The sequence below is a fragment of the Bacteroides muris (ex Afrizal et al. 2022) genome, from assembly GCF_004793475.1.
Classification (GTDB): Bacteria; Bacteroidota; Bacteroidia; order Bacteroidales; family Bacteroidaceae; genus Bacteroides; species Bacteroides muris.
In genome coordinates this window covers 20,014-36,095 of sequence record NZ_SRYZ01000037.1, presented here as the reverse complement: position 1 = coordinate 36,095, position 16,082 = coordinate 20,014, and the positions used below count along the sequence as shown (strand labels likewise).

The following is a 16,082-nucleotide window of genomic DNA, read 5'->3' as shown; positions in this document are numbered from 1 at the left end:
GCAGTTGCAGCAAGGAGGAACTTATGGAACGTGGTTTCTCCGGTTGCCTGCTCAAACCGTTCTCCATATCGGAACTGATGGAGGTTTCAGACAAATGCGCCATGAAAGGCAACCGGAATGAAAAGCCGGATTTCACCTCCCTGCTATCCTACGGCAATGAATCCGTCATGCTGGAGAAACTGATTACGGAAACCGAGAAAGAAATGCAGGCGGTACGGGAGGCGAAACAACGCAAAGACCTTCAGGAACTGGACGCACTTACACACCACCTGCGCAGTTCATGGGAGATACTCCGTGCCGACCAGCCGTTAAGGGAACTATACAAATTGCTTCATTGCGATGGCACACCTGACGATAAAACAATTGGCAATGCTGTAAAAGCTGTACTGGATAAGGGTTCGGAAATCATCCGGCTGGCAAAAGAAGAAAGGAGAAAATACGACAATGGATAAGACAAAAATCATCGTGGTGGATGACAACATCGTGTATTGCGAGTTTGTCTGCAACCTGCTGGCACGTGATGGATTCCGCACCGTGCAAGCATTCCACCTCTCGACAGCAAAGAAGCTTCTGCTACAAGCGACAGAAAACGACATCATAGTTTCAGACTTACGTTTGCCTGAAGGCGATGGCATCGACTTGTTGCGCTGGATGCGCAAGGAGGGCATGATGCAACCGTTCATCATCATGACCGACTATGCCGAAGTGCATACGGCTGTTGAAAGCATGAAACTCGGCTCGCTGGACTACATCCCCAAACAGCTTGTGGAAGACAAACTCGTCCCTCTGCTACGGAACATATTGAAAGAACGGCACACCGGACGGAGCCGTATACCCCTGTTCTCGCGTGACGGCTCGGCGTTCCGAGCCATCATGAAGCGGATAAGGCTGGTAGCCCCCACCGACATGAGCGTGCTGATATTCGGGGAGAACGGCACGGGCAAGGAGCATATCGCCCACCTGCTGCACGACAAGGGCAAGCGGGCAGGAAAGCCGTTTGTGGCTGTGGACTGCGGTTCGCTCACCAAAGAGCTTGCGCCGTCGGCTTTCTTCGGACACGTCAGAGGGGCGTTCACGGGTGCGGACAGTGCCAAGAAAGGTTATTTCCATGAAGCGGAAGGCGGTACGCTGTTCTTGGACGAGGTGGGCAATCTCGCACCGGAAACCCAGCAAATGCTTCTGCGTGCCATACAGGAACGGAGATACCGCCCGATAGGTGACAGAACGGATAAGAGTTTCAATGTCCGCATCATCGCCGCCACCAACGAGAATCTGGAAAAGGCGGTCAATGAAAAGCGTTTCCGGCAGGATTTATTATACCGCCTGCACGACTTCGAGATAACCGTTCCGCCGTTGCGCGACTGTCAGGAGGACATCATGCCTTTGGCTGAGTTCTTCCGTGAAATTGCGAACCGGGAACTGGAATGCGATGTCATCGGCTTTGACGGTGAAGCCCGCAAGACATTGCTGACCCATGCGTGGCCGGGCAATGTCCGCGAACTTCGTCAGAAAATCATGGGTGCGGTGTTGCAGGCACAGACGGGTCTTGTCACGAAAGAGCATCTGGAACTTGCCGTGACGAGGGCGACCTCACCCGTCAGCTTCGTCCTGCGCAGCGATGCGGAAGACAAGGAGCGTGTCTTACGCGCGTTGAAGCAGGCGAACGGGAACCGCAAGGTTGCCGCCGAACTGCTCGGGATAGGACGTACGACGCTGTACAACAAACTGGAAGAATATGGATTGAAGTATAAATTTCAGCAACCATAGCCCATAATTCGCTGAATTTAGTTACCCACAAAAGTATGTTTTTTCAAAAAATAGTATTATATTTGCATTTAGAAAAAGTGTTCTTTTGATTTAATGCAAAACGAGGTAAAATACAGAACTTCGCTTGTTTCTAAATCGTTACCCATCAAGAAATAAATCTTTGCAAACTATTCAAATTCAGCGATAAAGACAATTCGTAATGTCTTGGACTATGGACAAACTACACGTTTCCAGATTCTTCTTCGGGAAGAAAAATATATTGTGTTGAAGCGGTTCACATCTCCGCCCACAAAGGGAAGTTTCACTATAAACTCCTTTTCGTCCTTAAGAATCTCCACTCGCGTGCCGTATGGGGCATATTGCCGTTGCAGATTCTTGATACCATGCAGAACCCAAAACCTCTGTAAAATAAAAGGCTCTATTTTTGATATTATCAATTAATATTGATTACATTTGTAACGTTTTATAATAGTTCATTAATAGTTAATAATTGAAAGAGATGTGCAGAACATATCTTTCAATTATTTAGAAACGATTATCCACCTTAAATCAAAATGTATCACCAAGGAGATAGGATAATATGGGAACTCTGTCTGAAAGGAGATCGTAATGCTTTTGAAGCCTTGTATCGAAAGTACTACCCTATATTATATAATTATGGAAAATTATATACCCAAGATGCGGACATCGTAAAAAACTGCCTGCAAGATTTTTTTTTGAAACTGATTTCCAACTATGCCAACCTATCACAACCTATTTCCATACATGCTTATTTATTGAAAGCTTTCCGCCACACCTTGTACAACAAATTAAGGTCGGAACAGGCACGCCACGACATCCAGACCGATTATACCGACAGTGTACTTAGCATCAAAGCAGAACAAATCATAGACGAAGAAGATTCCTCACCAAGAAACAGATTCATCTGCCATGCCTTGAAAACACTGTCTTCCAAACAACAGGAAATTCTATACCTATATTATATAAGAGAGCTAAGCCATGAGGAAATAGCCGAGTTATTGAACATCAACTACCAATCCAGTAAAAATCTACTCTTCAGGTCAATTAGCAAATTAAGAGAAATGCTCCTCCCTACGGAGGATGTCCGGAAATAAAAACATCCGCCTACGCTTCTCCTATTTACCACAAATCAACAACCACAGACAGTCTTTTCCGGAGGTTGTACCAACAAAAACATCTTTTATTGAAAAAAACAGAAAAACATGAGTACCGAAAACCATTGTAAACTGTAATATCTACAAAAGCAATATACAAATGGTCAAGAACAACATACGCAAAACACAATTTGAAAGTGAAATGAAGGATTTCTCAGACAAGGAAATAAAAGATTCATGGGACAACATCCGGCAAACCCTTCCCCTCTCTTTCTCCCCAAAAAAGAGAAAAGTAAAAGCCATTTTCCGATATTTGCTTGCAGGATGTTCGGTCGCAGCCTCCATAGCCATCATTTGTATCACTTCCATAAACAAAAACACCGATTACAAGGAATCCCAGTTCTTTACCGAACTAGTGTCCCCGGTTCCGGTCGGCAATCAAGTACAGCTGGTGTTTTCCGACAACCGGCAAATAGAATTGGAGAACAACTCCAACATCAATTACGATGAATCCGGCTGTGTCACCGTAAACAATGAATCGCCCCAAGCGCCCGAATCCGCAGAAACCGAAGAGCAGAAATTCAATCAGGTTATCGTACCGAAAGGAAAACGCACCCATCTCGTCTTGTCAGACGGTACGAAGATTTATGTGAACTCTGCCAGCCGTATCATATACCCAACGGTTTTCGCTACCGACAAGCGGATGATAGCTATAGAAGGAGAAGCCTACCTGGAAGTGGCACACAACGCCAAAAAGCCTTTCATCGTAAAGACCAAAGGCATAGATGTCAGGGTGTTAGGCACATCTTTCAACATAAATGCTTATGAACAAGACAATATCTCGGTGGTATTGGTAGAAGGACAGGTAGAGATCAACCCGGACAAAAAGACAAAAATGCTGCTGGAGCCCTCGCAAATGGCTTGTCTGGAAAACGGAATCCTGCGGAAAAAGGAGCAAGTGAACACCTTAAAATACACCTGCTGGAAAGATAATATCATGCTGCTGGAGAAGGAAAAGGTAGCGGAAGTATTGGACAAGGTAGCGCGATATTATGATGTCTCCATCCAATACGATAAAGATGCAGCTTCCCGAAGACTATCAGGAAAACTCAACCTTTGCGATTCCATTGAAAGTGTGCTTGACATCATAAAGGTTTCCGCCTCCCTGCAGATGGAGAAGACCGGAGACAACAAGTACCGATTTTATTAAAAGAGATAGATTCCCAAGTATTAACGAATAAAAACAGATTGCCTATGAAAATATGAAAACAATAAGCCAAAAAGGGTCGGATGACAGTTGGCGCTTCAATCCGGACCCTTCAAAAGATAATCCTTAATATAGTTCTAAGAATTTGACTACAAAAGTATGAAAAAAAATATTGCAACTAATCGGAATAGGAATTATTACATAAAATTAGCATGTTTATTGCTTTTTTCAGTACAGTTTTCCACCCTGAACACAACTGCTCTAGCCTCCTCCCATGCAGACAAAGAGATGCTGACGATTCTATTACAAGACAAGACTCTGAAGGAAGTATTTTCATATATTGAAAAGCACAGCAGCTATATCTTTATATATGAAGAGGCCGTCAACCTTGAAAAGAAAGTCAGCGTAAACTTCTCGGCCAAACCTGTGGACGAAATCATAAAAGAAGTTTTCTCCGCAAACGGACTCTCCTACACAATAAAAGGAAGACAGATCATCATAAAAACGAAAAATGAGCACCAACCGTCGGCACCTGCCACCGCACAAACCACCCTCACTGTCCGGGGTAATGTGAAAGATCATACGGGCACGCCGCTTGCAGGTGTAAACGTCATCGTCAAAGGCACAACAAGAGGAACCATTACCGACATCGAGGGTAACTTTGAGCTGCCCAACATAGCCAAAGGCTCTATCATACAGTTTGCCTATATTGGCTACAAGAGTCAGGAAGTGGAGGCTCAGGAAAATATGTCAATCGTCTTAAATGAAGACAACGAGTTGCTGGACGAGGTAGTCGTCGTGGGTTATGGAACCCAAAAGAAAGTCAACATGACAGGAGCAGTCTCTTCTGTAAAGTCTGATGCTTTGGAGAATCGTCCCATGAACAACGCAACCAATGCATTGGCCGGTCTGGCCGCCGGTTTGTCCGTCACCAACACGGGAGGAAGCACACCCGGCTGGGAAAGTCCCACTATCCGAATCCGCGGTCAAGGTACGTTGAACAATTCCGATCCGCTTGTTGTCATCGACGGTATGACCGGAGGCAGCATCAGCGACATCAATCCACAAGACATCGAGTCCATCTCCATTCTGAAAGATGCCGCATCATCGTCCATATACGGTTCGCGTGCCGCCAATGGGGTCATCTTAATCACTACCAAAAAAGGTACGGAAGGCTCTTCAAGAATTACATATAGCGGCAATGTGTCGTTTGAAAAAGTGGCCAAACGCCTGAACCTCGTGACAAACTATGCCGATTTCATGGAAATTCAGAATGCCGGTCTGATAGCCAACGGACAAGCTGCCCGCTTCTCGCAAGGCAAGATAGACGAATGGCGCAACGACGCAGGCAAGAACCCTACCATATATCCCAATACCGACTGGCAAGACCATATATACCGTAAAGTTTCTGTTGTCCAAACCCACAACATTACGGCGAATGGCGGTTCAAAAACAGCCCGTTACAATCTCTCTTTCGGATACGTCAACAATCCAGGTATGATATATCATACAAATTACAAGCGCTACCAGATGCGCGCCAATGTAGATGTCAACATCAAGCCTTGGCTGACCGTAGGTACCAATGCATACGGATATGTGGACTATAACAATCCTTCGGCAAGCACAGCTGCATCCGGCGGAGACGTAATCTGGGGTTACGGAGCATTCAATACCGTACCGGGCATGACGTTGTATGACCCCGAAACCGGCCTATATGGAGGCATTCAGAACCCGGAAGAGGAAAATATCAGCAATGCAAATCCATATCGTCGGATGTGGTTCTATAAAGAAGAATTCCCTACCATCACCCGCCGCACCGTAGCAAAGATGTATGGACGTATCACCCCTGTCAAAGGATTGACGATTGACGCCTCTTATACTTACAATGCTTGGGACCGCCGTATGGAACACCATCTGACCGACCGTGACTTGTTCCGCTTTACAAAAGACGGTCCCATTCTGCTCCGTGCAGGAGATGTCCGGACGTATATCAGAAGATATAATTACCGTAACGATTTCCGTTCGTCGGACGTGACGGCCCGCTATGAATTCAAGATTGACAAGCTCGATGCTTCGGTAATGGCCGGTGCCAGCCAAGAGTACAACAAATACGACAATGATTATTACCTGAAATACGATCTCGTCGACGAATCATTGACTGCCCTGGATGCAGCTTCCACACTGGGACGCATCACCGGCAACTATAACGAATGGGCCATGCGTTCCTATTTCGGCCGCATCAACCTAGTGTGGGACGACAAGTATATGTTGGAAGCCAACCTGCGCGCCGACGGTTCTTCACGCTTTGCACCCAACAAACGGTGGGGATATTTCCCCTCGGTATCGGCCGGTTGGCGCATCTCCCAAGAGAAGTTCATGGAGCCTTATCAGAACTGGCTCAACTCCCTGAAGCTTCGCGCATCCTACGGTTCATTGGGTAATAACGCAGCATCCAACAACTATATGTACCAAGCTCTGTATGCCACCACCAACTATGTACTGGGCAACACCATCACCGGAGGGTTCTCGCAGACAACCCTCTCCAATTCCCAACTGACTTGGGAAAGTACATATGTAACGAATGTCGGCATCGACTATGGTTTCTTGAACAACCGACTGACCGGTTCATTCGAATGGTTCAACAGAGACACCAAGGGCATCTTGATTTCACTTCCCGTACCTTTGGAGCATGGCACCTCTTCCGTTCCCAACCAGAATGCCGGTGAAGTAAACAACCGTGGTTTTGACTTTGACATCAACTGGAGCGACAAAATCAGCAAAGTGACCTACTCCGTAGGTTTCAATATGGGCTTCGTCAGCAACAAAGTGACGAAATTCCAAGGCGATGTCGCTTCCATCAGCGGAGTCCACAAGATTCAGGAAGGGAAACCCATCAACCAATACTACGTGCTGAAAGTAGACCGCATTGTTCGCGACCAGGCAGACTTGGATTATGTAGAGAACCTGGTAAAGAAGAATCCGAAATATTTCGCTACCTATCAACGTCCCGAACTGGGTGACTTCTTGTTTGCCGACACCAACAATGACGGTAACCTGGATGCTGACGACCGCGTAGAGATAGGCCACGGTGACAGTCCGAGACTGACATACGGTGCCAACTTCAGCCTGAAATGGAACAATTTCGACTTCAGTATGCTTCTTCAAGGCGTGGGCGACTACGACGTTTATTATAACAACCAAGCCTTCCGGTTTACCACTGTCATGGGTAACTCACTCATCAAAGATATAACGGACAACGCCTGGACAAAGGAAAATCCTTATAAATCCAAATATCCGATATTGCGTAACAGTGCAAACAGCAAGAACGATATGGCCAGCGACGCTTTCATTCACAATGCGGCCTACCTCCGTTGCAAAAACATTCAGTTGGGTTACACAGTTCCTGAGAAAATCTCACAAAAGTTCTTTGTAAAAAACCTGAAAATCTACACCAGCATCGACAATCTGTTTACCATTACCAGCTTCCCGGGATTGGATCCTGAAGTCGCAGCAACCGTAGGTTATCCTGCTGTCCGTCAATATTCCATAGGTCTCAATGTTTCATTCTAAAGCAAAATACGATGAAAGTTAAACATATACTATCCGCTTTTTTAGGCTTTGCCCTCTTGTTAAGCAGTTGTGAAAGTCTGGACTATACACGTCCCGACCAGTTGTCAAACACAACTTTCTGGAAAACAGAACTTCACGCCAAGCAGGCGGCTGTCGGCCTATACCAGGCTATGATGCAACCATGGTGTTTCGGGTTGGAGTTTGCCTTCGACATGTGTACCGACTTGGCCGACGGAACCAATCCCTTTGCCGACATTTCGCGAGGAACCTCTTTCGCTTCTACCAGTGGAGCCGTACAAAATCATTGGCAGTATCTTTACGAACTGGTCCATCGTTCAAACACCGTAATCCGTAATGTTTCGACCATGGATATCGACCAAACCAAGATCGACCCGATAATCGGTGAAGCCAAGTTCCTTCGCGCCATGGCCTACTTCCGCATGCTCAACTGTTGGGGAGGAGTGCCCTATTATGACGAAACCTGCATTATCGAAGAAGAATTCGCCACGGTGACCAGTCCGCGGAGTTCCGCCGAAGACATCCGCAAACATATCATCAACGACCTGACTGACGCCATCGCCAAGCTGCCAATCAGCTGGGAAACCGGAGATTACGGCCGTGCCACCAAGGGAGCGGCGTATGCACTTCGTGGCAAAGTCTACCTCTTCAACAAAGAATGGACAAAAGCCGTTTCCGATTTTGAAGAAATCGTGTACAACAAGACCAACGATTACGGCTACGAGTTGCACCCCAACTACGAAAACCTATTCCGGCTCTATAACGGCGCACGAAGCAAAGAGATGATTTTCGCCATCCAATCCATTGACGGTAATGTCGCAGGCTATGCCTTGAATATCGTCGGCTATTTTGGCAACAAAGCCACTATGCGACTCATTGCCAGCAACTGCATCGTGCCTTCTACCAAATTGGTCGATTTGTATGAGAAACCCAACGGACAGAAGTTCGACTGGGACGAGGTGTTCCCCGGATTCAACAACGGAACTTCACAGTTCCGCCACAAATGTCTGGCGGTTGCCATCAACGATGCCAGTACGGAAATCATCAGTACGCTGGACTGCGACGTAGAAAAAGTAACCGCCGCCTATAATGACCGCGACCCGCGCTTGTGCTGGAACGTGATTACTCCATTCTCTCATTACCTAGGTACCGATGCCGGTTCTAATCCGAGAGATAAACAATTCGTTATCGTAGATCCTACCAAAGGCGGCGCACCTATGGAAGCGCAGTCCTTTATCCGCAACTCGGAAGGCTGGAATTCATACTTCTGGCGCAAATGGATTCCCGAAGGCAACATGGACGGTTATTGGGGAGAATACAACCGTACTCCCTACGAATTCCCGTTGATTCGCTTGGGCGACGTCATCCTGATGCTTGCCGAAGCCTACAACGAACTGGGTGAAACTGATAAGGCGATTGCCGAAGTCAACAAGATTCGTGCCCGTGTCCGCATGCCGGAACTGAACTCCGGTCCGGCTTGGATGGCCGTTGGCAGTAAAGACGAAACAACCCAACGCATCCGCGACGAACGAGCCCGCGAACTGGCAGGTGAAGGCCAACGCTACTGGGATCTCCGCCGTTGGGGGCTGCTCGAATCTACGGTTAAGAATGCTACCGACATCCTTGGTGACTTGATGTACGAACGCGTATACCAGCCACGACACGAAATCTGGCCCATACCGTTTGTAGAGATGGAACGCAATCCTAACCTGACCCAGAACGAGGATTGGTAACCTTGGCGTAAACATATATCTTCAGGAGAACAGGCTTGTATGAAAAAGCCAAGCCTGTTCCTGCTTTCTTCTATAAGAAACGATATGAAAGCAGACGATTCCTGCCAGTAATATAGATGCTTTTCCCACCGCCTTTAATCAACAGAATATGAATAGAACCATAAGATTATGTATATCGTGTGTTTTCCCCATGGCGCTGATTCTCGGAGGATGTGACCAAGGAAATCCCCCCAAAGAGGTGAATGTCTACCCGACTCCCCAGGAAATGGACGTATCTGACAAGTGGATAAAGATACCGGAAGAAGGATACCGGATAGAGAGCACGGAAACACCTGACACGGATGCAATGAACTTGTTGAAGCAATCCGTACCCATAGCAGAACAAGCCCAACAAGCAATCACTATCGGAAAACTGGATAAAGCAACCGATGAAATGCAACGTTCGGGCGCTTATACCCTGACAATCAACAGTAACGGCATCCATATCGGAATCTATGACGACCGTTCCCTTTTCTATGCTGTCCAAACCTTTCGGCAACTAATCCTGGAAGGAAAGAAACTTCCGGTCTGCCTGATACGGGACTATCCCGACATAGCCTTCAGAGGAGTGGTGGAGGGCTTTTACGGTACTCCCTGGTCCTTTGAGAACAGGGTAGAACAACTGAGATTCTATGGCCGCATGAAAATGAATACCTACATATTCGGCCCCAAAGACGACCCCTACCATCGCTCCCCCTCATGGCGTATACCCTATCCGGAAGAACAAGCGGACAACATCCGCAGGCTGGTAATAGAAGCCCGGAAAAATAAAGTGGACTTTGTCTGGGCACTACATCCCGGAATGGATATCCGCTGGAACGACGCAGACCGGCAGGCCGCCATACAAAAGCTGGAGAGCATGTACGGCCTTGGAGTAAGGGCATTTGCCGTCTTCTTCGATGACATCGAAGGAGAGGGAACGGATGCATACAAGCAAGCCGCCTTCATGAACCACCTCAAGAAGGAGTTCGTAGACAAGAAAGGAGACATCCAACAGCTCATCCTATGTCCGACCGAATACAACAAGGACTGGGCAAAAACCGATTATCTGGATATTCTGGGTAAACTACTCGACCCTTTCATCCATATCATGTGGACCGGTGACAAGGTCGTGAGCGACATCACATGCGAAGGACTCCAGTGGGTCAACAGACGAATCGGACGTCCCTGCTACGTCTGGTGGAATTTCCCGGTAAATGACTACTGCCTGGCTCATCTGCTGATGGGGCCGGTGCATGGTCTGGAGAAGAATACGGCTACAGACATGCACGCCTTCGTCTCCAATCCGATGGAATTTGCAGAAGCAAGCAAAGTAGCGCTTTGGAGCATATCCCAGTTCACTTGGAACATGAATGGATTCAATCCGGAGGAAGCCTGGTACAAAGCATGTGAGGCACTTGTTCCGGAAGCTCCCGATGCATTCCGGCTCTTCTGCGAACATAACGCAGACATCGGTCCCAACACATGGATGTTCTTCAGAAAAGAGTCTTTCAATTCCGACAAGTTACTCACCCGGTTCTGGCAATCCTTAGCTGCCGGAACATATCTGGAGAAAGAAGCCGCCGAAATCATAAACATGTTTGCTCAGATAAGAAAAGCTCCTGAAACTATCAGAAGCAGTTCTGCAAACGAGCAGCTGATAAAAGAAATCGGCCCTTGGCTGACGCAAACGGCCAATGTGGGAGAAGCCGGTGTGGAAGCCATGAAAATGCTGGAACTTGCCCAAAAGAAAGATACGGAAAACTGCCGCGAAGCCTACCGTAAAACCCGGGAAGCTCTGGAAACGACAGCTGTTTTCAGCCGCCCTTACCGCCGTGGAGAGCAGGATGGCATCCGAAGCGGCTCCCAAGTATTGTTACCTTTCATCCGCAACATCGTGCAACATGTGGAAAACACCCTGCTCACCGACGAAAAACCGAAAGAGAAAGCGGAAGTACTGGCAGGTTCGCAAGCTTTCGACGAACTGTCTTGTTTCTGCGAGGACGATATGGTAGGATTAACGCCCCATTTCCCATTGGTGACAATAGCTCCCGGAGAATACTTCGGTTTCCGTATCGAAGAGAGCAAGCAACCGGTCGCACTGGTCTACGATTTGCGTAAAAGCAAATCCAAAGGACGCCAGTTCCAAGGGTCTATCGACGGGAAAGTATGGTTTCCACTACGGCAAACCGGAAAAGACCGCCTGGATACCCTCCGCATCCACGAGCCACAAACCCGATACATCCGCTGCCTCAACAAGTCGCAAACAGAAATGTCCATAGGAATCGGACGGTTCCTCGTTCTCACAGAGCCTGTCGCACCATAAAACAATCTTCAACAATCCATTTACATCATGAAAAAGAATTTTATACTTCACTTATTTATAGGAGGACTATGTATCCTCTTACTGACACCCCAAAGCACCTATGCCCAAAAAAAGGATGGGATAGAAAGAAGCGCCTTTTGGGGGAATTCCGAGAAATACCTGAACAGACAAGCTTTCAAGATGTTTGACCTGATAGACCAGGCCTTGACTGAGAATCCTCCGGTGACAGGTGCCCCAATGAACCGGAAACTAGCTCTCTATAACTTGGACGCCATGCTTCATGAGACCAAATATGACAATGGAAAACCCCTTGGCAACTTCATCGCTTCACGGATGGATAAAGTCATAACCGACCTTTCCAGTCCGGTGAAGAAAGGAATGAAGGTGTACAAGATATACAATGAGGGAATCGTAGCCCGCACTGCCTCGGTCACCTTGGCCTTCGACCTTGCCAGAGGATGGTGCCAAGGAAAAACTCTGCTACCCGATGCCTTGGTACAACAGATTGTAGACCGATGCGACATTCTGTTCCTCACCCATAACCACGGCGACCATGTAGACCCGGTTGTTGTGGACATGTTCCTGAAGGCCGGCAAGCCGGTGGTAGCGCCGACAAACATATTGCCGGACAAAAAGGAAATCTTGCATGAACGTTCCCATGAAATGATTGACAAGAAAATAGAGCTAAGCGACAACAGACACATCTGCGTAAAGATATTCCCCGGCAACCAAGACAACCTGATGAATAACATCTACGTAGTTACCACTGCCGAGAAAAAGACCATTGCCCATGTGGGCGACCAATACAACAAAGAGGACATGGAATGGATTGTCAACATCAAACAACACATTCCCCGACCGGACGCACTGGTTGTGAACTGCTGGACTCACCGGATGAACGACTTAGTGAACGGCTTCAATCCCAAACTGGTAGTTACCGGACATGAAAACGAAATGGGGCACACGATTGACCACCGCGAGGCTTTCTGGCTCACTTTCGAGAAGATGGAGAAAATCAGCAAAGACTACACAGTCATGGGATGGGGCGAATGGTTCCACTGCCGTTGATGCACAACCAATAATTTAAATCATACTTAAACAGGCACTTGCAATGAAAATAAAGACAATACTGACAGGATTGGCAACTACTGCCGCTATCCTCGCTGCTTCCACCCATGTGGATGCCAGGAATCCGAAACTAAGAGCAAACAATATCGACGCAATCATCAAGACCATGACTCTGGAAGAGAAAGTCGATTTGATAGTAGGAGCACGCATGTATCATCAAGACCCTGACGCGGCCCCTCACATCAAAGAGTCCTGGAAGGTTATTCCCGGTGCGGCGGGACGCATCAACCCGGTTCCCCGCGTGGGCATCCCTTGTGTGGTTCTTTCAGACGGTCCTGCCGGATGCGGAATCTTGCCGGTGGAAGGAGAAGAGAATTACTTCTGCACCCATTTCCCCATTGAAACGCTACTGGCCTCTACATGGGATGTGGATTTGGTAAGGAACGTGGGACAAGTCATCGGCAACGAAGCCAAGGAATATGGTGTCGACGTGCTGCTGGCTCCGGCCATCAACATTCACCGCCATCCGCTGTGCGGCCGCAATTTCGAGTACTTCAGTGAAGACCCGTTGCTGACCGGCAAGATGGCCGTGGCCTATGTAGACGGCGTACAGAGCAATGACATAGGAACTTCCGTAAAGCATTTCGCCGTCAACAACCAAGAGACCAACCGCATGAACAACAGCGCGATTGTCTCTCCGCGCGCCTTACGTGAAATCTACTTGAAAGCTTTCGAGATAGTAGTGAAAGAGAGCCAGCCCTGGACCATCATGAGCTCGTACAACCGCATCAACGATGTATACACCTCCGAAAGCCCGGAACTGCTCACCACCATCCTGCGTGAAGAATGGGGATATAAAGGCACCGTAATGACCGACTGGTGGGGAGGAGCCGACGGAGCTTCCCAAATGATTGCAGGCAACGACATGCTGGAACCGGGCACCAAGGAACAAGCCGCCCACATCATTGAAGGAGTGAAAAACGGTACACTCGACGAAGCCGTGGTGGACCGCAACGTGCGCCGCATCCTTGAGCTGGTAGTCAAGACTCCCCGTTTCAAAGGATACAAATACGGCAACAATCCCGACATGAAGGCCCATGCCTCCGTTACCCGGCAATCGGCAACCGAAGGCATGGTATTGCTGAAGAACGACAACCGGGCACTGCCCTTGTCTTCGCAAGACAAAAACATTGCCTTGTTCGGTGTGGTTTCCTACAACTTCTTCTCGGGAGGTACCGGCTCCGGTGATATCAACCGTCCCTACGTAGTATCGCTGCTGGACGGACTGAAAAACCAGAACATCACCGTGGATGAGAACATCAAAGCTCTCTATCAGGCCCACAACAAGCCACAAGAGCAAGGAGAGCAGAAACGTATCGGCGAAATGCCGATGGACACTGCCATCATCAAGTATGCCGCAAGAAGCAACGACATGGCCATCATCACGCTGGGCCGCATCTCGGGTGAGTATGTCGACCGGGTCTCTTCCGACTTCTTCTTGTCGGAGACGGAACGTGAATTGGTGAAGAATGTAACCCGTATCTTCCATGCGGCCAACAAGAAGGTAGTAGTGGTGCTCAACGTGGGCGGTGTCATCGAAACCGACAGTTGGAAGGATATGCCCGATGCCATCCTGCTCTCCTGGCAGGCCGGACAAGAGGGAGGAAACTCCGTAGCCGATATACTGACCGGGCATGCCAATCCATCCGGCAAGCTTCCTATGACTTTTCCGGTTACGCTGAGCGACCATTGCAGTTCGCTGAACTTCCCGATAGACCAGAAGATTGACCGCCGGTGGTCCGTAAAGACCGGATTGACGCACAAAGTGAAAAACGTGGATTATACGCTTTACGATGAAGGCATTTATGTGGGCTACCGATGGTTCGACACGCAAAAACTGCAGGTAAGTTACCCGTTCGGCTATGGTCTGAGCTATACGACCTTCGAATATGGAAAACCTTCGGTAGAGAACAGCCAAGGGGAAGTGACTATCCGGGTGTCCGTAAAGAACACGGGCGGGAAAGCCGGCAAAGAAGCAGTGCAGCTTTATGTGGAAGCACCTGCCGGCAAGCTGGACAAGCCTGTCCACGAGCTCAAGGCATTCGGCAAGACCCGCCTGCTGAAACCCGGCGAAAGCCAAGTCGTCACACTTACCATTCATACGGATGACTTAGCCTCATTCGACGAAGAACAGAATGCATGGGTCACCGACGGCGGCAAATACAAGTTTGTGGTGGCTGCATCGTCACGCGACTTGCGAGGCAGTGTCACTGCCGATGTCTCTCCTTCCGTCCGCAAGGTGAACGACGTGCTCCGGATGCCTGCCGCATTCAAGAAATAGCTACAGCCTCCCTCTGATTCACAGTAGGAGTTACCGGGAGTCGGCAGGAGTCATCGGTGGTGCACAACCATACCATCGAACTTTGACTCCTGCCGGCTCCCTACCATGAACAGAACAGATTGACAACTTGTCAAATTCAGAGTCACAACAATCCTCCACATCCTTCATCTTCTTCTGAAACGCGTTGTTCATCGGCATTCCCGGTGAAACTTCCTTCCCTCTTGCCGGCCGATGGTGAAGGAGGTTTTCGAGATAAAACAAATATCAGGCAAAGTTTCTTCAAACTAATTGTACCTTTGCAGGACTTTAAAACAGAAAGATAATGAAAGAAGAAACCTTCGATTATTCCAAAGTCCCCCATAACTTCGGCTTATGCGCCACTGACACATGCCCCCATGCCGACACCTGCCTGCGCCGGATTGCATATACGCATGCTCCCTCAAACACCATCTTCCTATATGTACTGAATCCGAAAGCAATGGAGACTACAGCGGGAAAATGCAGATATTATTGCCCGAACAAGAAAGTGCGCTATGCCAAAGGCTTTATCCACACGGCGGAAGCCATCTCTGTCGGCCAGTCCGCCGCGTTCCGCTACCGGCTCATCGGCTTATGGGGCATACGAAGATATTATCAGAAGCGGAAAGGGGAAACCTTGCTCTCGCCTGCCGAGCAGCAACAAGTCATTGCAATTGCCCGTAACTTAGGACTCCAACGGACGGAGTACTTCGACGCTTATGTAGAAGAGTACAACTTCACATGACAGCTCCGGTCACCTCACATGATAACTCCGGTTACCCCAAACGGTAACTTCATTTACACTACGAGGTAAAAGGCTTTACACTATGATGTAACGACCGTTACAATATGGAGTAACGGCCGTTACACCCTATGGTAAACGGCTTTACATTAGAAGGTA

The 16,082-nt window shown here is 48.3% G+C and carries 10 protein-coding genes and 1 pseudogene; 10 read left to right on the top strand and 1 reads right to left on the bottom strand.

Going from position 1 to position 16,082, the window contains the following annotated elements:
* From E5355_RS14105 to E5355_RS14060, 9 genes and pseudogenes are all read left to right on the top strand, one after another.
* A pseudogene (locus E5355_RS14105) lies at positions 1 to 452 on the top strand (hybrid sensor histidine kinase/response regulator); the annotation flags it as partial.
* On the top strand, positions 445 to 1,767 hold the full coding sequence (locus E5355_RS14100; RefSeq protein ID WP_136010874.1) for a sigma-54-dependent transcriptional regulator: 1,323 nt from the start codon (positions 445 to 447) through the stop codon (positions 1,765 to 1,767). The pseudogene E5355_RS14105 and the gene E5355_RS14100, both read left to right, overlap by 8 nt.
* Before the next feature lie 554 nt (positions 1,768 to 2,321).
* Entirely contained in the window at positions 2,322 to 2,882 is a 561-nt protein-coding gene (locus E5355_RS14090; protein WP_136010872.1) for an RNA polymerase sigma factor, read from the top strand.
* Positions 2,883 to 3,042: 160 nt separating this feature from the next.
* Positions 3,043 to 4,092: a FecR family protein gene (locus tag E5355_RS14085; RefSeq protein WP_136010871.1), complete on the top strand. Its 1,050-nt coding sequence runs from the start codon at positions 3,043 to 3,045 to the stop codon at positions 4,090 to 4,092.
* Between the two features lie 285 nt (positions 4,093 to 4,377).
* On the top strand, positions 4,378 to 7,659 hold the full coding sequence (locus tag E5355_RS14080) for a TonB-dependent receptor (RefSeq protein ID WP_168354342.1): 3,282 nt from the start codon (positions 4,378 to 4,380) through the stop codon (positions 7,657 to 7,659).
* An 11-nt stretch (positions 7,660 to 7,670) separates the two neighbouring features.
* Complete coding sequence (locus E5355_RS14075; protein ID WP_136010869.1) at positions 7,671 to 9,410, top strand: RagB/SusD family nutrient uptake outer membrane protein; 1,740 nt, start codon at positions 7,671 to 7,673, stop codon at positions 9,408 to 9,410.
* 148 nt (positions 9,411 to 9,558) lie between these two features.
* Positions 9,559 to 11,754 carry a beta-N-acetylhexosaminidase family protein gene (locus E5355_RS14070; protein WP_136010868.1) on the top strand — a complete coding sequence of 732 codons (2,196 nt, stop codon included), beginning with the start codon at positions 9,559 to 9,561 and terminating at the stop codon, positions 11,752 to 11,754.
* A 27-nt stretch (positions 11,755 to 11,781) separates the two neighbouring features.
* Complete coding sequence (locus tag E5355_RS14065; protein ID WP_136010867.1) at positions 11,782 to 12,822, top strand: MBL fold metallo-hydrolase; 1,041 nt, start codon at positions 11,782 to 11,784, stop codon at positions 12,820 to 12,822.
* A gap of 43 nt (positions 12,823 to 12,865) precedes the next feature.
* Positions 12,866 to 15,163, top strand: a complete 2,298-nt coding sequence (locus tag E5355_RS14060; RefSeq protein WP_136010866.1) for a beta-glucosidase — start codon at positions 12,866 to 12,868, stop codon at positions 15,161 to 15,163.
* 30 nt (positions 15,164 to 15,193) lie between these two features.
* Here the strand turns inward: E5355_RS14060 and E5355_RS19500 are convergent, their stop codons facing one another.
* Positions 15,194 to 15,355 carry a hypothetical protein gene (locus E5355_RS19500; protein WP_168354341.1) on the bottom strand — a complete coding sequence of 54 codons (162 nt, stop codon included), beginning with the start codon at positions 15,353 to 15,355 and terminating at the stop codon, positions 15,194 to 15,196.
* Between the two features lie 130 nt (positions 15,356 to 15,485).
* Between E5355_RS19500 and E5355_RS14055 the strand changes: the two genes are divergently transcribed.
* On the top strand, positions 15,486 to 15,926 hold the full coding sequence (locus E5355_RS14055) for a DUF6078 family protein (protein WP_136010865.1): 441 nt from the start codon (positions 15,486 to 15,488) through the stop codon (positions 15,924 to 15,926).
* Positions 15,927 to 16,082 lie beyond the last annotated feature (156 nt).